This is a genomic window from Pseudomonas poae, assembly GCF_001439785.1.
GTDB classification, from domain to species: domain Bacteria; phylum Pseudomonadota; class Gammaproteobacteria; order Pseudomonadales; family Pseudomonadaceae; genus Aquipseudomonas; species Aquipseudomonas poae.
On sequence record NZ_JYLI01000029.1, the window covers coordinates 36,254 to 59,144 of the forward strand.

9 protein-coding genes are annotated in these 22,891 nt (G+C 59.3%); 8 read left to right on the top strand and 1 reads right to left on the bottom strand.

Annotation, left to right across the window (positions count from 1 at the left end; genetic code table 11):
• Nucleotides 1-328: 328 nt before the first annotated feature.
• The 6 genes from TU75_RS24805 to TU75_RS27155 all read left to right on the top strand — a co-directional run bounded on the left by TU75_RS24805 (nucleotide 329) and on the right by TU75_RS27155 (nucleotide 15,139).
• Nucleotides 329-2,047: a ShlB/FhaC/HecB family hemolysin secretion/activation protein gene (locus tag TU75_RS24805; protein ID WP_041931552.1), complete on the top strand. Its 1,719-nt coding sequence runs from the start codon at nucleotides 329-331 to the stop codon at nucleotides 2,045-2,047.
• A gap of 32 nt (nucleotides 2,048-2,079) precedes the next feature.
• A complete protein-coding gene (locus TU75_RS24810; RefSeq protein ID WP_060550445.1) occupies nucleotides 2,080-13,140 on the top strand; it encodes a hemagglutinin repeat-containing protein in 11,061 nt (3,686 codons plus the stop codon).
• Nucleotides 13,141-13,156: 16 nt separating this feature from the next.
• Nucleotides 13,157-13,642 carry a hypothetical protein gene (locus TU75_RS24815; RefSeq protein WP_060550446.1) on the top strand — a complete coding sequence of 162 codons (486 nt, stop codon included), beginning with the start codon at nucleotides 13,157-13,159 and terminating at the stop codon, nucleotides 13,640-13,642.
• 451 nt (nucleotides 13,643-14,093) lie between these two features.
• On the top strand, nucleotides 14,094-14,303 hold the full coding sequence (locus tag TU75_RS24820) for a hypothetical protein (protein ID WP_197676831.1): 210 nt from the start codon (nucleotides 14,094-14,096) through the stop codon (nucleotides 14,301-14,303).
• Between the two features lie 24 nt (nucleotides 14,304-14,327).
• Nucleotides 14,328-14,687, top strand: coding sequence for a GIY-YIG nuclease family protein (locus TU75_RS27530; protein WP_141719179.1), 360 nt, complete (start codon nucleotides 14,328-14,330; stop codon nucleotides 14,685-14,687).
• 2 nt (nucleotides 14,688-14,689) lie between these two features.
• Entirely contained in the window at nucleotides 14,690-15,139 is a 450-nt protein-coding gene (locus tag TU75_RS27155) for a hypothetical protein (RefSeq protein WP_082630567.1), read from the top strand.
• Between the two features lie 155 nt (nucleotides 15,140-15,294).
• Here the strand turns inward: TU75_RS27155 and TU75_RS24825 are convergent, their stop codons facing one another.
• Nucleotides 15,295-15,552 carry a hypothetical protein gene (locus tag TU75_RS24825; RefSeq protein WP_048352710.1) on the bottom strand — a complete coding sequence of 86 codons (258 nt, stop codon included), beginning with the start codon at nucleotides 15,550-15,552 and terminating at the stop codon, nucleotides 15,295-15,297.
• A gap of 1,183 nt (nucleotides 15,553-16,735) precedes the next feature.
• On the opposite strand from TU75_RS24825, the gene TU75_RS24840 reads away from it, so the two are divergent.
• Nucleotides 16,736-17,335, top strand: coding sequence for a hypothetical protein (locus TU75_RS24840; protein ID WP_060550450.1), 600 nt, complete (start codon nucleotides 16,736-16,738; stop codon nucleotides 17,333-17,335).
• A gap of 588 nt (nucleotides 17,336-17,923) precedes the next feature.
• Nucleotides 17,924-22,891, top strand: a 4,968-nt coding sequence (locus TU75_RS24845) for a two-partner secretion domain-containing protein (RefSeq protein WP_060550451.1), incomplete at its 3' end; no start/stop codon positions are given.

A 22,891-nucleotide genomic window follows, 5' to 3' on the forward strand; every position in this document is an offset into this window, starting at 1 on the left:
ATTACCTCTGCAATTGCCATTTATGCGATCCAATTCACACTCCCCTCGCGAACTTATCGGCATCCTCCGGTACTAAGCCCTAGCTCGGAAATTTCCTAATGGCTATTTAGTGGCAGTCATTGGTTATCAGCCGATTCATAATCAAAAGCGTATCCGTCTGTCGGAATAATCGTTTCAGTCACGGCACGATTACGCTTTTTATTGTTTTTTATTTTTATTTATCAAGAGGTTGCAACTCTGCCGGTGCCGCGTGCCGTCAAATCCCATTCATTGGATTGACACCGCTTCGATGGTAGCTTGCCGACCCTTGATTTTCGACGGATCGAACATGTCCCTATCGCTACGGATTCGGTTGTTGCTGTGCACCCTCCTGCTCACTTGTGTGAGCCAGAACAGCGCGTTCGCCGCCCCCACGCCAGGGGATCAGGACCTGATCCGCGACCGGCAGAACCGCCTGCTCGAAGAACAGCAGCGGCGCCTGCAGGAACTCAAGGACCTGCCCGGTAAAGAAGCCAAGCCTGATACCCCGGCCGCGCCGGCCGACAGCCGTTGCTTCCAGATTTCGGACATCGAACTCAAAGGCGCCGACAGCCTGCCCGCCGGCGACCGCGCCATGCTGCTCAAGCCCTACCTGGGCCAATGCCTGGGCGTGTCGCAGCTTAATGAACTGCTCAAGGTCATCACCGACTACTACATCGCCAAAGGCCGCGTCACAAGCCGCGCCTACCTGCCGCAACAGGACCTCTCCAGCGGCCACCTGCAGGTGCTGGTGGTCGAAGGCAAACTCGAAGCGCTCAAAAGTGCCGAAGGCAGCACGGTGACCGACCGCGAACTGGCCATGGCCTTTCCCGGCAAACTCGGCGAGCCGCTGAACCTGCGCGAAGTCGAGCAACTGGTGGACCAGCTCAACCGCCTGCCGTCCAAACAAGCGCAAATGGAACTGACCCCCGGCCAGCAGATCGGCGGCAGCGACGTGGTGGTCAAGAACACCCCGCAAAAGCCCTGGCGCGCCAGCCTGTCGCGTAACAACGACGGCCAGAAGAGCACCGGCGAGCAGCAATGGGGCGCAGGCCTGGAGTGGGACAGCCCGCTGGGCCTGGCCGATCAGTTGATTCTGCGCGGCGGCCACGACGCGGTCAGCGACCACCAGAAAACCTCGAAGAATACCATGCTCTACTACAACGTTCCGTGGGGCTGGTGGAACTTCAGCTACACCTACAGCGAGAGCGACTACCGCACCTTCGGCGTGACCAACAACTTCAAGTTTAAGCAGGACGGCGACAACCAGAACCACCAACTGCGCGCCGAACGAGTGATCCACCGCGATGACGTGAGCAAGACCTCGGTCAACGTCGGCCTGGCGCACCTGCGCACCAACAACTACATCCTCGACGTGCGCACCGCGCCCAGCAGCAACCGCCTCAGCGAACTGCAACTGGGCATCAACCACGGCCGGCGCATTGGCACCGCGTTCGTCAACCTGGACCTGGGCATGCAAAACGGCATCGGCCTGTTCGACGCCCAGTCCCAGGACGAACGCGACCCGCTTGGCCGGCGCCAGCCCAATTCGCGCTACCGCAAATACACCGCCACCGTCAGCTACCTGCAACCGTTCAGCCTGTGGGGCGAGTCGTTCAGCTTCAGCAGCCTGGCCACCGGCCAACGCAGCGAAGACATCCTGTTCTCGCCGCAACGCATGAGCCTCGGCGGCTCGGCCTCGGTGCGCGGCTTCAAGGACCAACTGCTGACCGGCGACAGCGGCGGTTACTGGCGCAACGAAGTGCGCTGGGCGCGCCCCGTGACCCTCGACTGGATGCGCCCGGCTTTTGCCGAATACGGCGCCAGCGTCGGCTACGACCAGGGCGTGATCACCAACGACCGCTACAACGGCGACGTCCACGGCCGGGTGTCCAGCAACTCCCTGGAGCTGTTCGCCCGTGGCAAAAACGTCAGCACCAGCGTGACCTTTGCCCACTCGCTGGAAAGGCCTGGCGTAGTCACCGAGCGCGAAGCGCCGATCTACTTCCGCCTGGATTTCTTCCTGTAATTCAACGTTGCGCCGCAGCGAGAAACTGAAAAATGGACGTTCGCCAATTTGCGTTCTTGGCCCGCCAACCTTCTGCCGCGCTGAAGCCGCGAAACGCGTTCTTCGGTTTGCCCAAGCGCGGGTTGGCGCTGATCCTCGCCAACGCGCTGTTCTGGCAGCCGCTGCTGGCCCAGGCCGAGGGCATTGTGGTCAGTGCGCCGGGCACTACCGTGGGCGCGGCGGGCAATGGCGTGCCGGTGGTGAACATCGCCACGCCGAACGGCGCGGGCCTGTCCCATAACCAGTTCAACGACTATAACGTCGGCCCTAACGGAGTGATCCTCAACAACGCCAACGGCGCGCTGCAAAACACCCAACTGGGCGGGATCATCGTCGGCAACCCCAACCTCAAGGGCGGCGCGGCCAGCGTCATCCTCAACGAAGTCAATGGCGGCAGCGCCAGTCAGTTGCGCGGCTATACCGAAGTGGCGGGGCAGTCGGCCAAAGTTATCGTCGCCAACCCCTACGGGATTACCTGCGCCGGTTGCGGCTTCATCAACACCCCCAACGTCACCCTGACCACCGGCAAGCCCGTCATCGACCCGACCGGTCAGCTGAAAAGCTACCAGGTCGATGGCGGCGCCGTGACTATTGACGGCGAAGGCTTGAACGCCAGCAACATCGACCGCTTCGACATCATCACCCGCTCGGCCAAAATCAACGCACAAATCAACGCCCGCCAACTCAACGTGATCACCGGCCGTAACGACGTCGATGCACAAAGCCTGAACACCACGACCCGCGCCGACGATGGCAGCGCCAAACCCGAGCTGGCGATCGACTCGTCGGCCCTGGGCGGCATGTATGCCGGCGCGATCAAACTGGTAGGCACCGAAGCCGGTGTAGGCGTGAAGCTAGACGGCACCCTGGCCGCCAGCGGTGGCGATATCCAGCTCGATGCCAATGGGCGCTTGAGCCTGGCGCAGACCGCCGCCAGCGGCGCAATCAATGTCAAAGCCGCCAGCCTCGACGCCCAGGGACCGATGTATGCCGGTACCGCGCTGGAAGTGCAAACCCAGGGCGATCTCAACAGTCGCAAAAGCGTGGCCGCACGCGACCGCATTGCCCTCTCAAGCGGCGGGACGCTGGCCAACGCAGACATCATCGAAGCCGGCGTCAACGCCGATAACACCCGCAACACCGGCGGTGACGTCAGCCTGCGCGGCCAGACCATCAACAACAATGGCGCCAGCGTGATCGGCAGCCGCAGCTTGAGCGTCGATACCCAAGCCTTGAACAACCAGGGCGGCACCCTCAGCGCCCGGCAAAGCACCCGCGTCACGGCGGCTGCCCTCGATAACCGCAACAACGGACGAATCCTCGGCAACACCGCACTGGCGATCAGCGCTGACGCGCTGCAGAACGGCCAGGGCGGATTGATCGCCAGTAACGGGCTACTGACTGCCACCGTGGGCACTGTGCAAAATACCGGCGGCGAAATCTCCAGCCTGAACACTGCGACCCTGACGGTGACCACCCTGAACAACGTCGCAGGCCTGGTCAGCAGCGAAGGGCTGCTCACGGTGACCACGGGCACCCTGGTCAATCGTGGTGGTGCGCTCTCCAGCGCCGGCCCGCTGAGCATCGTCGCCCGTGACGCGGTGGACAACCAGGGCGGGCGCCTGGTCACGGATGGCGCCCTGACCTTGACCAGCGCACGCGTCGACAACAGCCAACAAGGCACCCTCAGCGCACGTGATGCGCTGCGCATCGACACTCGCGACCTGAACAACCAGCAAGGCGGCCAGGTGACCAGCGTGAGCGGCCTGACCCTTGAACTCAATCGCGGCCAATTCAACAACCAGGGCGGGCTGATCAACGGTCCGTTGTTGATGCTCAACAACCTCAAGGACGTCAATAACCAGGGCGGCGAGATTTCCAGCAGCCAGGCGTTCACCCTCACGGCCGACAACCTCGACAACAGCGGCGGTAAGGTGCTCGGTAACACCACCCTGGCCCTGCGCATCGGCCAGGCCCTGACCAACGTCAAGGGCATGATTGCCGCCGCTGCGGTGGACGTAACTGCCGCCAGCCTGGATAACAGCGGAGGCACCCTTACCAGCCGTGGCGACACCCTGCTCAACGTGAGCGGCCCATTGACCAACCAGGCCCAGGGCCTGATCAACGCGGCCAACCTTCTGCGCATCAATACCGCGAGCCTGGATAACCAGGGCGGCTCATTGCTGGGCAGCGCGATTGCCGTGGACTTCGGCAGTGCCACCGGCGACCTGAACAACAGAGGTGGCCTGATCACCACCGCCGGCAACCTGAGCATCAATCACCTGCGCGACTTGAATAACCAGGGCGGCGAACTCTCCAGCGCGCAGACCCTGACCCTCAGTGGTCGCACGCTCGACAACAGCGCGGGCAAGCTGATCAGCAATAACCTGCTGGTGCTCAACGCCGACGCACTGATCAACCAGAACGGGCTGATGTCCGGCTGGCAAGGCCTGAGCGCTACTGCCGCAAGCCTGGACAACCGCAACGGCGGCACCCTGTCGAGCCGCTACGGCGACCTCAATGCCACGCTCACCGGCCGCCTGCTCAACAGCGGCGCGGGTGCGCTGGTTAGCCAGAAAGCACTGACGGTCAGCGCCGCCGAGCTGGATAACAGCGACAAAGGCGTGCTTTCCAGCGCCGTCGAACAGACCCTCAACGTCTCCGGGCTGCTGAACAACGCCAACGGTGGTGCCATCGACAGTGACACGGCCTTGAACCTGACCGCGCAGAACCTGGACAACACTGCCGGCACCATCAGCGGCGGCGCTGCCACTCGCCTGGACCTGCTGGCGACCCTGACCAACACCAACGGCAAGTTGGCCAGCGCTGGCCCGCTGCTGATCAGCCGTGCCGCGCAGATCGACAACCAGGGCGGGCAGCTCGCCAGCCAAGGCCTGTTGACGCTGCTGACCGGCGGCCTGGATAACCGCAATCGCGGCACGCTGGCGGCCAACCAGCGCATGAGCATCACCGCCAGCGGCCTGGTACAGAACGGCAACGACGGCTTGATCTACAGCCAGAACGCTGACCTTACGCTCAGCGCCAACCGTCTCGACAACGCCAGAGGCTCGGTGCAAAGCCAGGGCGCGCTGACCCTCGATGTGGTCGATGCGGTCGACAACCAGAGCGGCAAACTGATCGCCCAGGCCGGCAACCTCACTGCCGGCGCGGCCAGCCTCGACAACCGGGGCGGCACCCTTGCCAGCCTCCAGGCCTTGCTGCAGACCCGAGTGGTGGGTGTGCTGCGCAACGGCTATGACCTCACCAACAATCGTCAGGGCGGCGTGATGCAGGGCCAGATTCTGGACCTGCAGGCCGGTGGCGTAGACAACTACGGCGGACGCATTTCCGCCCAGGCCGGCGACGGCCTGGTGACCACCGGCAACTTCGACAACCGCAACGGCGGGCTCTATGCCAAAGGCCTGATGCGCGTGGTCGGCCATGATTTCGATAACAGCGGCGACAACGATGGCCAGATTGCCGCCCGCCAGATCGACCTTGACCTCAGCGGCGCGTTGAATAACCGCCTGGGCATCATCGAAAGCGAATCCACCCTCAAGGTCGGCGCCGCCAGCCTGGACAACCAGACCGGTCGCCTGCGCGCACTGGGCAACAGCGGTACCACTGAGTTCGCCATTGGCGGGCTGTTCGACAACCGCAACGGCGTGCTGGAAACGGCTAACACCAACCTGACCCTAAACGCCGACCGCCTGCAGAACCTCGGCGGCAATGTGCTGCATGTGGGCACTGGCACCTTCGGCATCGCGCCGCGCAATCTCAACGATGTGGGCGGCAGCCTGGTCACCCGTGGCGACCTGACCATCGTCCAGGACACCTGGATCAACAGCAGCGTCATCCAGGCCGGGCAACTGACGGTCAACGTCAACACGCTCGACCAGACAACAACCGGCCAATTGCTCGGCGCCCGGCGGTTTATCGGCAGCGGCGGCGACTGGTCCACCCACGGCCTGATCGCCAGTGACGGCGACCTCGACCTTACGTTAAGCGGCGCGTTGAACAGCAGCGGGCGCATCAGCAGCCTGGGCAAATTGAACCTCACTGCCGCCCAGGCCAACTTGAGCGACACCGCCAGCATCGCCGGCGGCGGCGTGACCCGCGCAACGTTCAGCGGCACCCTGAACAACCACGGTCGCCTGACCTCGGCCACTGATCTGCTGGTCAACGCGGGCGCGCTCAACAACTACGCCACTCTCGGCAGTGGGCAAGCGCTCACGGTCACCACCGGCGCGTTGCTCAACGACCACGGCCTGATCTTCAGCGGTGACGACATGAGCCTGCGCGTGGCGTCGTTGAACAACAGCTACGGTGACCTCTACAGCATGGGCAACCTGAGCGTCGATCGCGACGGCAAGGGCGGGTTGGCCGACAGCATTATCAACAGATCGTCGAGCATGCAAAGTGATGGTGACCTGACCCTCACCGCTGCCACAATCAAGAATGAACGTGCGGTACTGACCGTCAACAATGCGGGTGTATATACCGCCTCTGCCACTGAAGGTAGATGCATCGAGTCCGTCAACGCCGGTGACTGCAAAGCAGGCGGCACCCCGCGCAACTACGTGTGGGAGTTGGTGACCCGCGACAAACTGGAAGTGACCGCCGCCAGTGCCGGTTCGAGTATCACCGCCGGCGGTAACATGACCCTTGCGGGCGGCGACCTGCTCAACAGCAGCAGCTCGATCGCGGCCGGCGGTAACTTCACCGCGCGCCTGAACAACCTGGTCAACACCGGCATCGAAACCGGCGAGACCGAGACCTATCGTCTTTTCACGTCAGAGCGCACCAAGCACGCGGGACGCTGGTTCGATGCCGCCGCCGCACTCACCAACAAATACTGGTACAAAAGCGCCGGTTACAACCCCAATGACCTCGGCGGCCTTGAGGCCACCGTGGCCAACTTTGTCGGCATGATGGAGAGCGAGCGCACCCAGTTCGGCAAAGTCACCAAAATCGCCAGCGATGATCAGCGTTACGCCGCCGTGATTCAGGCTGGCGGCGCGGTGGACGTCAAGGCGCAAGCCGGTATCGACAACAGCGTGGTGCGCCTGGGCTACACCTACATCGGGGCGGGAGCAAAAACCACCACCGACGCGACCGGCGCCAGTGGTGCCGACGGTTACTCGACCCGCGTCACCCTCAACGCGCAATTGCCCCCGGACCTGGCTCAGCAGCAGATCAACCCGCTGAGCTTGCCCGGTTTCACCTTGCCCAGCGGCCAGGGCGGCCTGTTCCGCCTCAGCGGCCAAAGCGCCAGCGCACCGGCCAGTACCGGCCCGCAAGGCTGGACCTTGGGCGGCGGCAGCGTAGACCGAGCCCCGGTTTCCGGGCCAGTGGTAGCCGGCACCGGCACCTCGGCCGACGGTGTAACCATCAATCGCGTGCAAGGCCTGCCCGACAGCCAGTTCGTCTCCAACCCACAGAAATACCTGATCGAAACCAACCCGCAACTGACCAATCTCGGCCAGTTCCTCAGTTCCGATTACATGCTGTCCAAACTCGGCTACGACCCCGACCAGGCACAAAAACGTCTGGGTGACGGACTCTATGAACAGCGCCTGATCCAGCAAGCGGTCATTGCCCGCACCGGCCAGCGCTTCATCGACGGCCAAACCAGTGACACGGCGATGTTCAAGTACCTGATGGACAACGCCATCGGCAGCCGTCAGGCGCTCAATTTGTCGGTAGGTGTAAGCCTCACCGCCGAACAAGTCGCGGCCCTGACCCATGACATTGTGTGGATGGAAAACGCCACCGTCGCCGGCCAGCAAGTGCTGGTGCCGGTGCTCTACCTGGCCCAGGCCAACAACCGCCTGGCGCCCAATGGCGCGTTGATCACCGGCAGCGACCTGAGCTTGGTGAGCGGCACAGACCTCACCAACGTCGGCACCCTGCGCGCCACCCAAAACCTGGCCGCCAGCGCCGGGCGCAACATGGTCAACAGTGGCCTCATTGCAGCGGGCAACCGTCTCGACCTGCTGGCCGGCAACAGTCTCACCAACCGTGCCGGCGGCATCATCAGCGGGCGCGACGTCAGCGCCGCTGCGGTAAATGGCGATGTACTCAACGAACGCACGGTCACCAGCCACCAGAGCAGCAGCGGCTACCGCACCGAACGCACCGACTTCGTCGACAACGCCGCGCGCATCGAAGCCGCCAACAGCCTGACCCTGCAAGCCGGTCGCGACGTCAACAGCACCGGCGGAGTGCTCAAGAGCGGTACCGACACCCGCATCCAGGCGGGGCGCGACGTGAACCTGGTCACCGCCGAGCAACGTAACGCCAATAGCGTCAGCACCTACTCACGCAGCAGCAACGTGGCCCAGTACGGCACCGTGGTAGAAGCCGGGCGGGACTTCCAGATTGTGGCGGCACGGGACATCAGCGCCATCGGCAGCCAGTTGAATGCTACGCGTGATCTGGCGTTGGTGGCCAAGGGGAATGTGAACCTGGCTTCGGCGGCGAATGAACAGCATTCGGCGTTTAATTCCAAGAAGGTGACCAGTCAAGAGGATCATGTTCAGCAGGTGTCCAGCGTGCTCAAAGCGGGTGGTGACGCCACCCTGAGCGCTGGACAAAACCTGCAATTGGTGGCCAGCCAGGTGAACGCAGGCAATGAAGCCTATCTGGTCGCCGGCAAGGATCTCAGCCTGAAAGCCGCTGAAAACCAGGACTACAGCTTCTACAGCAAGACCAAGAAAACCTCCCAGGGCAAGAAATTCCGCCTGGATGAAACCGACGTCGTGAACAACGTCGGCAGCCTCGTCAGCGCCGGCAAAAACAGCACCGCCGTGGCCGGTGAAAACCTGCTGCTGGCCGGCAGCGCCGTCACCGCCGAAAAAGGCGCCACGCAACTGGTGGCCGGCCAGGATGTGAACATCCTCGCCGTCAGCAACGCCGACAGCGCCCGTCACGAACGCAAGGAAAGCAAAAGCAGCTGGGGCGGCCTGAAGTCGAGCAAGGTTCAGGACAAAGTCGACGAAAAACGCACCACCGCCCTGGGCAGCATGGTCTCCGGCGAAACTGTCACCGTCGCCGCCAAGCGCGACGCCACAGTCACCGGTTCCAACCTGGTCAGCACCGGCGACCTCGCCGTACAGGCCGGGCGCGACCTGACCATTGACGCGGCGCAAAACACCTTCGCCCGCACCGACATGCACAAGGAGAAGAATCGCGACCTCACCGGCGTGCTGACCGGCAACAAGCTCGGTCTGGACGACATGACCGGCAACCAGAAGCTGTACATCAACAGCTCGAAGCACAATGGCACGGCCAACGAAATGACCTTGACCGGCAGCACTATTGGCTCGAGTGCGGGCAATGTGTCGTTGACAGCGGGGCGTGAGTTGAAGGTGGTGGCCAGTGATCTGGTGAGCACCAAGAACATGGAGTTGAGTGGGGCTGATGTCACCGTTACTTCGGGGATGGAGACGGCCAGTCAGACCAGTAAGGACAGTTCCAAGAGCTTGGCGGTTGGGCGGGTGATCGCGGGCTCGGTGGTGGACACCGCCACCAGCATGCGCGATGCCGTCAAAGCGGCCCGTAGTGCTGATGACCCACGCCTCAAGGCAGTCAAAATCGCCCAGGCTGCCCTCGCCGCCTACAACCTGAACGGCCAGGCTTCGGACGCCAATGCGCAAAGCTCCGGTTTCAAAAATAAAATCGGCGGCACGCCCGGCAACGGTTCGCTGATCAAAATCGGCACCGAACTGGCCAATAACCGCAGCAAGAACAGCAGCGAATTCAACAGTGTCACCGCCAAGCAGAGCACGCTCAACGCAGGGCAAGACTTGTCGATCATTGCCACGGGCGCGGCGGTGGGTACTCAGGGTGATATCCAGATCACCGGCAGCAGCTTGAAAGCCGCCAACACCTTGTTGTTAGCCAAAAACGATGTGTTGATGCAAAGCGCACAAAACACCACCGACCGCAAAAACGAAGGGTCGAAAAATAAAACCGCCATCGGCGCCAGCTTCAATATCGGCGAGCAAAACGGCTTCACCCTCGACCTCGGAGCGCAGGGTGCCAAGAACAATGGCAACGGTAACTCCGTCACTCAGGTCAATAGCACCCTCGATACAGGCAGCCTGTTGTTACAAAGCGGTGGCGATACCGCCCTCAGAGGCGCCCAGGTTCGTGCGGATCGTATCAAGGCAGATATTGGCGGCAACCTCAATATCATCTCCCTCCAGGACGTCGAGTCGTCGCGCAGCAAACAGAGCAGCGCGGGCTTCGGCGCGAGTATTTGCATCCCGCCGTTCTGCTACGGTGCCACCGTCGCGGGCTCGGCGAACCTTGCCGCCGCGAATATGAACAGCGACTACAAGGGCGTGACCGATCAGAGCGGTTTGTATGCGGGTACAGGCGGCTACGACATCAATGTCGGCAGGACCACCACCCTGCAAGGTGCGGTGATTGCCAGTGAGGCGTCAGCTGATAAGAATCGCCTAAGCACTGACCGCCTGATTGTCAGCGATATCAAGAATGTCAGCGAAATCAAAAGCCAGTCTGCCGGTATTTCGGTGTCTTCCAGCAGTACCAGCGGTGCGTCTATGGGCGGCAGCATCCCGATAGCACTCAAAGAGAAAGACCATAGCTACACCCGTAGCGCGGTCAGCGAAGGCACGATTGTGGTTCGCAATGCCGAAGGCGCCAATGATGTGGTGGGGCTGAACCGCGACACGGCCAATGCCAATCAGAAGCTCGACCGGCCTGATGAAAAGGCCATGCAGGAACGTATCGACCTGATCCAAAGCTCGGCGCAGTTGGCCAGTGGGGTGATCAGTGCGGTGGGCAAGGCGAAGGCGGACGAAGCGAAAGCACTGGCCGATAAAGCCAAAACCCAGACCGAAACCGGTTCGCCGGATGCCGCTGGAACGGTGCTCGCAGCGAATGCCGCTTATACGGAAGCCCAGCGCTGGCAGGTCGGTGGCGACAAACGCTTAATGGCCGATATCGCGTCCGGACTAGTCGCCGCAGGGCTGGGTGGCGCGCCTGTAGGAGCGACGGTGGGTATTGTCGCTAACACGGCCTCCAGCGATATCTTCAACAAGATTGGCGATTATGCCCAGTCGCGTGCGACTGATCCGAAGTCGGATGCGGCCACTCGGGCGGCTTGGGCTGAAGGCGGTGCGGCACGTGTGATGTTGCACGCGTTGGCGGGGGCGGCTATTGGGTTGTCCAGTGGCAATGTGCAGAGCGGCGCGTTGGGCGCGGGAGCTTCTGCGGCCTTGATGCCTAGCATCGCGGATGCGCTGGGTAAAAATGGTATCAGGGGATCGGAGCAAGAGACGTTGGCTGCGTTGGTCGCCCTCGGTGTAGGCGCCTCTGTGGGCAGTAGCGGCACCACTGCGGGTGCGGTAGTTGCTGGGAGTACGGCGACAGCCGTCGAGCAATACAACCGTCAAGCGCACCCGACGGAAGCGCGCTTAATACAAAAAGAGGCCGATAAGTTAGCGGCGGAAGCGGGAATTTCCCCTGCTGAGGCAGAAAGGCGCATGGCCGCGGCGCTGGCGTCCTATACCGATAAAACGTGGAATGCTACGGTCGAAAAAGCGGGTGAGAGTCAGTTTGACCCCCTAACTCTCAAACACTTGGGTGAAGCGCTGGCGCCGTTGGGGGCTATTTATGAAAACAGCGCGCTCTATCCCGAAGGGACTTCCCGCGCTTATAACGGTGAAGAAACGCTCAGTTTGCTCAAAAACTATGGCGTCACTCATGGCGGAGATTTCAAAGACGGCTCCGTCAATCTGGGTTATTTGGACGATCCAAGTCTAGGGCTGGTGGACTTCTATAAAAACAATCTCGATTACCGAGGCAAAGTTCCTGGAGGAGATGAAGGGAAGGGGGCTGCTGTCGGGGTGGGCCTGAGTCTTCTGGGAACGCTCCAGAGTATGGGGTCTTTGTTCAAGATTGCGGTTGGCAGCAACTCGTTGGAAGAGGCCAACAAATTACTTGATCCTTTCATAGAGCCGTCTTCCGGTTTGGTGGACAACTGGATGACGAGCGATGCGCAGAGCTTAGTTTTTGGCCTGCAAAACAATACCTACGAGCAGTATTTGAAGAATGCCCAGCTTAGCGCAGACGTTGTGCAGATTGGCTTACCTGGCCTTGGACCGTTGGGGAGGGTTCGTCAGATAGGGAAAGGGGCAGAGACAGCCAAAGCTGCAGAAGCGGGCAAGCTTGCGTTTGCAGATGGCAAGCTTTTGGATGAACTTGCTGATGTACCCGTGACGGGTAAAGGCGCAATTTATGGGCCGGCATCGGCGGGTGATAAAGGTTTTATTGTTGTCTCAACACCAGCAGGCGAGGTGAAATTACCTGAGTGGTACCGCGTCGATGGAGCCGCAGGCGCTGATTTCGTCTCCTTTGATAATGCGCTGGCTGACGGTGCGAAGCGTATTATCAACACTCGCACGGGTAACTTTGAAGTCTTGGGCGCAGATGGTCTGGTGTACTTCAATGGTCCAAATGGACTAGTGCCAAAGGAGGGGGGTACTCTTGCGGTACTGGCTGAGGCTGAAAGGAGAATTGCTGGTGCAAAAGCGACTGTCTCTAAAAATCCCAATGTAACTAGTGCGCTGACTGACTCAGAGGCAGGCACGCTGGTTGAAAGGAATGTTTTGGAGACGAGTCCCAAAGTAATAAATCAAGCCGAACCAGAAGTTCTTGCAAAGGTTAATAACGGACGCAGCCCATATTCTGAGTTAAACGGTGCAATTGGGGAGGCTCGTGGCTGGAGTCAGGCTATTGAATCGGGGCAAACACCAATTTCCGGACCTGGGAAAGTGTCACTTCCAGGTGCAGATTACATTACGTATGATCCATCATCGCGATCTGTGATCGTCTGGGACGCCAAGTATCGTGCTCCTGGCGGAAGCTATCCGACTTCCTTGCCAGATTCAAAGTTACAGGCCTGGCAGTCAGAGATCATAAACTCCGTTAAAAATATGCCGGAGGGATCGGCCAAAGCAGCTGCAGAGAGTGCGCTTAAGGCTGGCAGGGTCGAAGGCCGAATATTCAAATGGCCACAATAGGCGTGAGGTATTTAAGATGAAAGAATGGTCATCGCTGTGCAAGTCAAAGGTTGGGGACGCCGTTGATGTACGGAAGCAATGCGTTATCGCTATGGACGACGGTGCATACAAAATTTCAGACGATCAGTATTTTTTAGCTGACGCTTTTTCTGATGAGGGAGAGGAAAAACTTCGTTTGCTATCCCTCTACTGGGCCTGCAGTGAGCCTGCATTTAGAAGAGCCTACTACAGGGATGTTGAAAATGATGACATGGCCGTATGCCGGCCGCCGCCTGAATTGCTTCCAGTTGGAGCGGAGGGGACCTATAGTCAGATAAAAAATGCTCTTAGCTCTCTTGGTTCTGACAAGTTTATGGAGTACGCCTCTTATCGTGTCATGTCTGATGGTGCATTTGTTCATAAGGGCTTAGAATGCTCATTGGCTGTTTATTATTTTCGCTTGCATGATATTGTTGATGATGAGCTGCCTTACGCGATACTGTGGAAGCTTTCTAGTGTGTGACTTAATGAGAAACAACGTCCTGTAGCTGGGTTGAAACGGGGCAAAAGCAACAGCTACTCCACGCACACCACTAGCTGGTCCTACTGAAAACTGGAAAACCTTTGTTAATGCTGAAAAACAGATTCAACTGGAAGCAGGTGCTGGGCAGCGTGTAGATCAAGTGATCAATGAAACTCTATCTGGTAAGAAAAATTTCACGAGCTCTATGACGCTCACAACCGATGAGGCTCTATCGGCAGGGCAAAAATATCTCGGTCCCGAGTACAGGGAAATCGGTAAGCCCGGCTCTGGTGTGTTTCACAGCGCTGATGGCACTAAGGAGTTCCGTATCGACTCAGGATCTATATCAGGAGCACACGCTCCGGGAGTTCCGCATGTACATTTCGGAGTTAAAGACCCTGTGACTGGAAAATATATTTCTAACAATCATGTTCCCTATGCGGACTAGGATATGGATATGTCTATCGTTCGGAAGGGTATTGTTGTCACTGGCGAATATTCTGGCTGGGAAATTTTTGTTGCGGACGACCGTGATGGCGACACTGGCGGGTATTATCTTTACTTGAAGAAAAGTGATGTTGAAGGGTTTGACTACTGGTTCGAGCATGAGGCAGGGCTTCAGGCTCAGCTAGTTGATTTTGAGGTGGAGTGGATAGTTTAGTAAGTTAATTAGCATGGCTTTTATTTGGCCGTCGGTGCAAAAGATGTGGTGCCTAATTCAGGTAAGACCGCTGTATATTCTTCGACGGCGGAAGCGGGTACTGTGCAATATGTTGGCATCACCGATAATATTGAAGCGAGGTCAGCGGCACACTTGTCCCAGAAAGGTATTGAGATTGATGCGATACCAGGTCTTCAAAATATATCTCGCAGTGATGCGAGGGCAGTTGAGCAAGTATTGATCGAATATAACGGCTTAGATAAAAATGGTGGCTCATTGATCAATAAGATCAACAGCATTTCTACGGCTAATCCGATTTATGCGCAGTCTCTCTCTAGAGGTACCGCTCTTTTGAAAGCAATTGGATATCCGGGGTTTAAATAGCTATGAAAGTTGGAGATGTATTTGCCATCGAAACTACGAATGGAAAAGCATATTTCCAGTTTGTGAAAAAAATCCCTCCTATGGGGTCATTAATTCGTGTTTTACCAGGTACGTATAAGACTGAACCGAATGTTAATGCCCTAGTGGAGGAAAAAACAAATTTCTGGATTTTTTTTCCTGTCTCGGCAGCTCTGAAACAAGGACTCATTCAAAAAGCTAAAAGCTGTAATGTTCCAGGGCATTCCAAGGAGACCCCAACCTTCCGCGCAGGAGTTGTGGACCCTTCAACAGGGCGTGTCGATACTTGGTGGTTTTGGAACGGCGATAAAGAATGGAAAGTTGGCGAAATTACAGAAGAACAGCGGAAGTTACCTATACGTGGATCATGGAATGACACTTTATTAGTGCAGAGAATTGAAGAGGGCTGGTTGCCGGAAAAAGATAGGCGCTAACTCTATTTTTAGGTGATCGTGGGCAGACAACGTTTTTGTTTTAGTTTCTGTGGGGCAAGTTTGGAACATTAAACTCTTTAAAAATTAGTTTTTTATTTTTATCTGCTTGACGTTTTTTAAGCAAGGCGGTCATAAAATAACCGCCCATTTTTTATTTATAATCTTTGTGAATTCAACTTCCGCCCAATCACATCCAGCAAATCACATCCATCTCTCAGCGGAATGGCCAGCAACAGTGCAAAGTCATGAAGCACAATCGCATCACTGCTGATCTCCTCCCGAAACGCAAGGTTCTCCAAAAACTGAGTCACCGCACGAATGCGGTACGCGGCGGCGTCATAGAGAACATCGAGGGGCGCTTGTGTGTCGATCAGCAGCGCGGGGATGGTTGAATCGTGGCCTGTCAGGGGCATGTATCTATTCATTTTTGGACTCTCTACTTAAGTGATGAATGCCATCACTCAAACGTCGCCAAACGAATGGGTGACAGCTGTACGCAGGTTGGCGATCTTATCCCAGGAGGTTACGGACCTACGGTCTATAGCGGTGCCGATCTTGCTTTTTCAGTGGGAGCCGGTTTTGTGAAGGTACCTTTGAAATTAGGTCTTGCAGACGGCTTGAATAGGTCAAAATCAATGTTCGGTTTAACGGTGCGAAAATTTGATAATAACCAGTTCTACTTCTTGACTGGGAAGCCTATTGAGGAGGCCTCTCGTGATAAGAATTAATCCTATTCGAATGTTCATTTTAGCGGTGGGCTTATTGGGCGTTGTTTATGGCATTAGTTTTTTTATAGCTGTTCTGGTTTCCGGTTTCATCGGCGTCCTGCTAAAAACAACCGATGATTGGGTTTATCTTTGGATCGGCGCGCCACTTTCAATTGTCTTGGCTGTTTACTGGACAGTCAGTCGATGGGCGTATGTAAAGGAGTTCGTAACGGGCCGCAGAGGTTGGTAGACGTTTTATGCTAGTTAGGATGACTCTAACATGCCATCAAGCAAGTGAAATCAGCCTTGTACACCTACAGGTATTTATTGGGAGCATTGCTGCTTATCGCCGCATTACTCAATTGTTTTTTTCGATTTTGGGGCGATGCAAGGCCATTTTTTAGCGCGCTGATGCTTCAGTTATGGTTTGGGCAAGCTGTATTTGCCTATCTGAGAGGTAGCTGGGCCTCTATTGGTCCAGGTGGCAAGACCTCTGTGCAGATGTTTGAGAAGGCGGACCAGCAGGTTATCGCTACCTCAAGGAAAACACTAAGTCTTATGCCTGGACGATGGAGACAGAAAGTGGCTTTTCCCGCGTGCTGACAGGAGGGGCATACGCGTACCTGGACGGTGGGGCGGGTAAACGCGACCGCTTGACCGGCTGTCCGTTGGACGACAGAGGCCGATACAAGGTAGCGGTCACGATCGAGGGCGTGTTGTACACCCCGCGCTTCATGTCATGCGGCAGTGCTGAGTGTATCGCGGTCGGCGCCAACCGACCCGGAGTGGCGAGCGGCGTTGGCCGGCTTCGCCCTGTTTTGATACGGGGTCGTTTTTTTTTTGAGTTTTTGATCCTTGCATGGCCCATGTATCTACACGGAAAACCCTTATGAGAAAAGTTGCCTTTATCCTCTCGGCCCTGATCCTCGCGAGCTGCCACTCCAATGTTCGCGACTCGTCGTCTAGCCTGCTCAAAGACGGCGTGCAGTTGCAGCAGAACAAGGTCGTGGCCGATGCCGAGCAAGCCAAGGTGATCATGCGGGCCACCGGTTTTACCTACCCTGTGCAGTTCTCGGTGCGCCGCGGAGGTGATTCCGATCAGCGGCCGGAGATCCTCGGCATGGTGGTAGATTCGGGCCGGGGCAAGGTGTTCGGCTGGATCGCCAAGATGAGTGAGGTTGCCAACAGCGCGGCGGTCAAGCGCTTCCCGCAGTTGGAAGTGTTGGCTGATCCGGGGCAGACAATCGAGGTATTGGGCGAGTCGCGGGTGTATGACTCGAACTACTACCGCTACGCCGAAAAAATTGTCTACGCCTGCGGCCCTATGAGCTCGGCGTTCAAGCCGCAGAAGCAGAAGGTCTACCTGGTGGAGTTTGTGATCGTCGGCGCGGGCTGTGAGCAGCATGTGTATGACATCACCGATCCCGCGCAGCGTATTCCCGTCCTCGCGCCTACAAGTATGGACCGCCAAAAAAGGGGACAGATTTGAATGGCACTTACTTAGCATTTACCGCCATCCATTTTGCTAACTCCCGCCCTGTCATTTATAAAGGCTGCACATCAGAGATGTATGGCATCTCTCCGATAAATCCCTCATTCCACTCCTCCAAAAGTTTCACGCCAACAAATAAAAGCACCCAATAAGGACATTCCGTGCTCCAAACCCTCTTCAAACCCCCGTACTTCTCACGGTAAAAAATATTATCTTCCAAAAATTTGAATGGAGTTCTTCCATGATTCGTGCATCTTTGGGAGATAAACAGAGTGGAGGGGTCAGACCACATTTTTGCGTTTTTTAGAGTCACTCGCCGGCTGCGTCGACGCTATTCAAGCCAACCCGCACATAAATTCCGATAAGTGGGATCCAATTCACACATCCCTGCGAACTTTTCCCCCTTTCCTTGTACTAACTTATTCGTCGATCTGATGGCTAAGTAGTGGCATTTTCGATATGGAAATAAGAGCTGACGTTCTATCTCCAGCCAGCCTGACGATCGCATGTCGACAGTAATGAGCGAGCCCCCAGCGCCGGTTACTGCCGCTTGTCCTTAATGCCCGCTGCAACGAGACTACGAAAATGGATGTTCGCCAATTTGCCTTCCTGGCCCGCCAACCTTCTGCTGCCCTGAAGCCGCGAAACGCGTTCTTCGGCCTGCCCAAGCGCGGGCTGGCACTGATCCTGGCCAACGCGCTGTTCTGGCAGCCGCTGCTGGCCCAGGCCGAAGGCATCGTGGTGAGCGCACCCGGCACCACCGTCGGCCAGGCGGGCAATGGCGTGCCCGTGGTGAACATCGCCACGCCCAATGGCGCGGGCTTGTCCCATAACCGCTACAGCGACTACAACGTCGGCCCCAACGGTGTGATCCTCAACAACGCCAATGGCGCGGTGACCAATACCCAATTGGGCGGCTTCATCGTCGGCAACCCGAACCTCAAGGGCGGCGCGGCGAGCGTCATCCTCAACGAAGTCAACGGCGGCAGCCCCAGCCAGTTGCGCGGTTACACCGAAGTGGCAGGGCAATCGGCCAAGGTTATCGTGGCCAACCCGTACGGCGTTACCTGCAGCGGCTGCGGCTTTATCAACACGCCCAACGTGACCCTCACCACCGGCAAGCCGGTGCTCGACGCAAACGGTCAACTGCAGCGCTACCAGGTCGACGGCGGCGCCGTGACCATCGACGGCCAAGGCCTGAACGCGAGCAATGTCGACCGTTTCGAGATCATCACCCGCACGGCAAAAATCAACGCGCAGATCAACGCGCGTGAACTGAACGTGATTGCCGGGCGCAACGACGTCGACGCCAAGACCCTGAACGCCACCCCGCGCGCCGACGACGGCAGCACCAAGCCCGAGCTGGCGATCGACTCGTCGGCCCTGGGCGGCATGTACGCCGGCGCAATCAAACTGGTGGGCACCGAAGCTGGCGTGGGCGTGAAGCTCGACGGCACCCTGGCCGCCAGCGGCGGCGACATTCAACTGGACGCCAACGGCCGACTGAGCATGGCCCAGGCGGCCGCCACCGGTAACGTCAAGGTCACCGCGCAGACGGTCGACCTCACCGACAAGGTCTACGCCACCGGCAGCGTGCAGGTGACCAGCGCCCAGGCCCTGGTCAACCGCAAGAGCATCGCCGCCGGCCAACGCATCGACCTTACGGCGGACAACCTCACCAACGCCGGTATCATCGAAGCCGGCGTCGCCCCCGACAACAGTCGCAACAGCAGCGGCGATCTGACGATCAACGCGCAGACCGTCAACACCAGCGGCAACCTCCTGGCCAGCCGTGCACTGGCGATCACCGCCGCGCAGGCGCTGACCAACCAGGGCGCGATCATCCAGGCCAAGACGGTTAACGTCAGCAGCGCCAACCTCAGCAACCAGGGCGCCACCGCGCGTCTGTTCGGCGAGCAGGCGTTGGTGGTCGACGCGCCGGCCATCGTCAACCTTGGCGGTTTGATCCGCTTTGGCGACGGCCAAGCCGCCACGCTCACCAGTGCAAGCCTGGACAACCGCCAGGGCCGCATCGAAATGTCCGGCGGCAGCCTGGCGCTCAACAGCACCGAGCTGAACAACAGCGGCGGGCAAATCGTTGCCAGCCAGGTGACGGTGAACGCAGGTAACCTGAACAACCAGAACGGCGTGTTGCTGGGCAACGCGCTTACGGTAAACGCCGGCAACATCGACAACAGCCTCAAGGGCCTGCTGCAAGCCGACAGCGGCGTACTTAACCTCAACGCCACCAACGCCTTCAACAATAGCCAGGGTTTTGCCCAGGCCGCTACCGACCTCAACCTCACGGCCGGCACGCTCAGCAGCAACGCCAATGGCGTGTTGAGCACCAACACCGGCACGCTCACCCTCGCCGTCGCGCAACAGCTCAACAACGCCCAAGGCCGCTTGCAGGCCGGGCAGGGCAACGTGCAACTGGGTGCCGCGAACCTGGACAACCAGAGCGGCGTGATCACCGGCAAGCAACTGCTGCTGAATGTGAGTGGCGGGCAGATCGACAACCGTGCCGGTCGCGTGCTGGGTGACCAACTCGACGTGCGCGCCTCGGGCCTCGACAACCGCGCGGCCGGCCTCCTTGCTGGTGGCGCCCAGGGCGTGAGCCTGCTGCTCAAGGGCCCCGGCCAGTTGCTCAACGCCCAGGGCCGCATCCAGAGTGAAGGCCTGCTGCAGCTGCAAGGCAAGCGTCTGGACAACAGCGCCGGCATCCTGCTCGGTAACAGCGTCGAGGTGACCTCTCAAACCTTCAACAACAGCAGCAAGGGCGCGCTGGTCAGCAATGGCGGCGATATCACCTTCAATGTCAGCGACCTGTTGACCAATGTCGACGGCGTCATCGATGCCGGCGAGCGCAGCGTGCTGGTCAAGCAACTCACCACCCTCAACAACAACGCCGGCACCCTGCGCGGCAAGCGCCTGGACATCGCCGCCCAACACCTGAACAACGACGCCGGGCAACTGCTGGCCGGCAACCAGGGCCTGAGCTACAACGGCCAGGACGTGAGCAACCGCAAAGGCCTGATCCTCAGCGGCGGCGCCCTGACGGAACTGAACACCGCAACCCTCGACAACCAGGGCGGCACGGTGCAAGGCGACACGCTCAACGTGACTGCCGCCAAGGTCGATAACAGCGGCGACGGCCTGATGGCGAGTCTGGTGGGCGACCTGCAACTGACGGTCCAGACGCTGGTCAACAGCGGCGGCAAGTTGTTCGGCAAAGAGAAGGTGACCGTCAGCGGCGCCACCCTCGACAACAGTGGCAACGGCCAGATCAGCGGCAACCGGATCGCCCTGACCTCACGCGACACCCTGACCAACCGTGGCGGCCTGATCGAAGCCAACCAGGGCCTGACCCTTGTCGGCGGCAACCTCGACAACAGCGCCGGCGGCCAATTGCGCGCGCTGGGCGGGGCGAGCAGCAGCCTCAACCTCAGCGGCGCGGTCAACAACCAGAACGGCGCCCTTGAATTCGGCAGCACCGCCTTCAGCCTCGACGCCGCCAGCCTGAACAACCAGTCCGGCCAGGTGCAGCATGCGGGCCTGGGCCTGTTCCACCTCAACACCGCCAGCCTCAGCGGCAGCTTGGGCCGCATCAACGGCATGGGCACCGCCGACTGGGCGTTCGGCAAGGTCGACGGCTTGGGCAGCGTGCAGCTCAACGAAGTGCTCACCTACAAAAGTGCCCAGGGCCTGGCCCTCAAGGCGGGCGACCGTCTGGCCAGCGGCAAGGGCCTGGTGCTTGACGTAGCCAGCCTGGACAACGGCGGCGAACTGCTCAGCGACGGTGACCTGAGCATCACCACCGGTGGCGACATCACCAACAGCGGCCGCGTCTCGGCCCTGCAAAACCTGACGGTGACGGCCAATAACCTCAGCCAGAGCGGCGGGCGTCTGGCGGCCGTCAATACGCGGCTCAACCTGAGCGGCACTCTGGACAACCTCGGCTTCCTCACCGCGCGCCAACAGCTGAATATCGCCGCTACACAGATCAACAACCGTGGCACCCTCGGTGCCCAGGGTGCGCTGAACCTCACTGCCGTCAACGGCATCACCAACGCTGCCGATTCGCTGTTGTTCAGCGGCGGCGACATGACTCTGCGCAGCAATGGTTTCAGCAACCTCTATGGCGATGTCTACAGCAAAGGCAACCTGAGCTTCGCCGCACGGGACGGCGGGCCTGCCGTGCTGTTCAGCAACCGCTCCGGCACCGTGGAAAGCGAAGGCTCGATTGGCATCAATGCAGGCTTTATCGAAAACGCCAAAGATGAGTTCGAACTCGGTCAGACGCTGACCACAGGCAGCTTGAGTTGGGTCTGTGGCCAGCACTGCGGCGAGAAAGACAACTGGGAAAAAGGCCTGATCACCATCTACGAGACGTACCTTGAGGCGGCGACCAAAGATTCGGTGGCGGCGCGCCTGGTGGCTGGCAAAAACATGCTGCTGCAAGGCGACAATGTGCAGAACCGCTACAGCCTGATGGCTGCCAATGGCGACCTGAGTATCACCGCCGGTGACCTGCTCAACCAGGGCGCCGCCACGCGCACAGGGCAGCGCAAGATTGTCGTCAGCACGCCAGGGCGCATTTCCGACGATTTGTTCGAAAGCATGCAACATGTCGACGTTCCCGCTTTCAATGCGGCCACGGCGGCTGGGCATTTCGATAAGGCGCGCTTCGAAGAGCTGAAAAACCGCTCACCCAATAGCTTTCCTTTCGCCTACATAAGCGACGTCACCACCTGGACCGACAACAGCGGCCCCGGCTACGACGCCACCTTACAAGCTGGCGGCACGGTCAACCTCAATGTCACCCGCACCCTGCAAAACGGCACGCTGCACGACAACACCCTGGCCCAACTCACCGGACGCCTGGGCGATGACCAGACCGGCATCCCGGTCGGCGGTATCAACATCAACCTGAGCAAACACGCCAACGACCCAAGCGCCCAGGCAGCCGGCAGCGTACTGCCAGTGGCTGCCGTCGCCCCCGGCGGCGGCTTCGTGCCCGTGGACTACACCGGCACCGCCTTCGCCGCGGTCGACCCCACCACCGCGCCGAACTTCCAGCTGCCCAAGGGCGAATACGGCCTGTTCGTCAAAAATCCCGACCCGACCAGCCGTTATCTGATCGAGACCAACCCCGAGTTCACCTCGCTGTCGGGCTTCTTCAGCTCCGACTACATGCTCGGCAAACTCGGCTTCACCGGCGACAACGCCTGGCGCCGCCTCGGTGACGGCCAGTACGAAACCCGCCTGATCCGCGACGCCGTGCTCGCGCAAACCGGCCAACGCTTCCTCGCCGGCGGCCTCTACAGCGACGCCGACCAGTTCCGCTACCTGATGGACAACGCGCTGGCCAGCAAAGACGCCCTGCGCCTGAGCCTGGGCGTCACCCTCACCGGCCAGCAAGTCGGCGCCCTGACCCACGACATCGTGTGGATGGAAAACCGCGTGATCGACGGCCAGACCGTCCTCGTGCCCGTGCTTTACCTGGCCCAGGCCGAATCGCGCAACGTGCGCGGCAACAGCCTGATCCAGGGC

Excerpts from the sequence above, each read along its gene's own strand:
- TU75_RS27155 (WP_082630567.1), top strand. The coding sequence starts at position 14,690 with ATGAAAGTTGGAGATGTATTTGCCATCGAAACTACGAATGGAAAAGCA.
- TU75_RS24825 (WP_048352710.1), bottom strand. The coding sequence starts at position 15,552 with ATGCCCCTGACAGGCCACGATTCAACCATCCCCGCGCTGCTGATCGAC.
- TU75_RS24820 (WP_197676831.1), top strand. The coding sequence starts at position 14,094 with ATGGATATGTCTATCGTTCGGAAGGGTATTGTTGTCACTGGCGAATAT.
- TU75_RS24810 (WP_060550445.1), top strand. The coding sequence starts at position 2,080 with ATGGACGTTCGCCAATTTGCGTTCTTGGCCCGCCAACCTTCTGCCGCG.
- TU75_RS24815 (WP_060550446.1), top strand. The coding sequence starts at position 13,157 with ATGAAAGAATGGTCATCGCTGTGCAAGTCAAAGGTTGGGGACGCCGTT.
- TU75_RS24840 (WP_060550450.1), top strand. The coding sequence starts at position 16,736 with ATGAGAAAAGTTGCCTTTATCCTCTCGGCCCTGATCCTCGCGAGCTGC.
- TU75_RS24805 (WP_041931552.1), top strand. The coding sequence starts at position 329 with ATGTCCCTATCGCTACGGATTCGGTTGTTGCTGTGCACCCTCCTGCTC.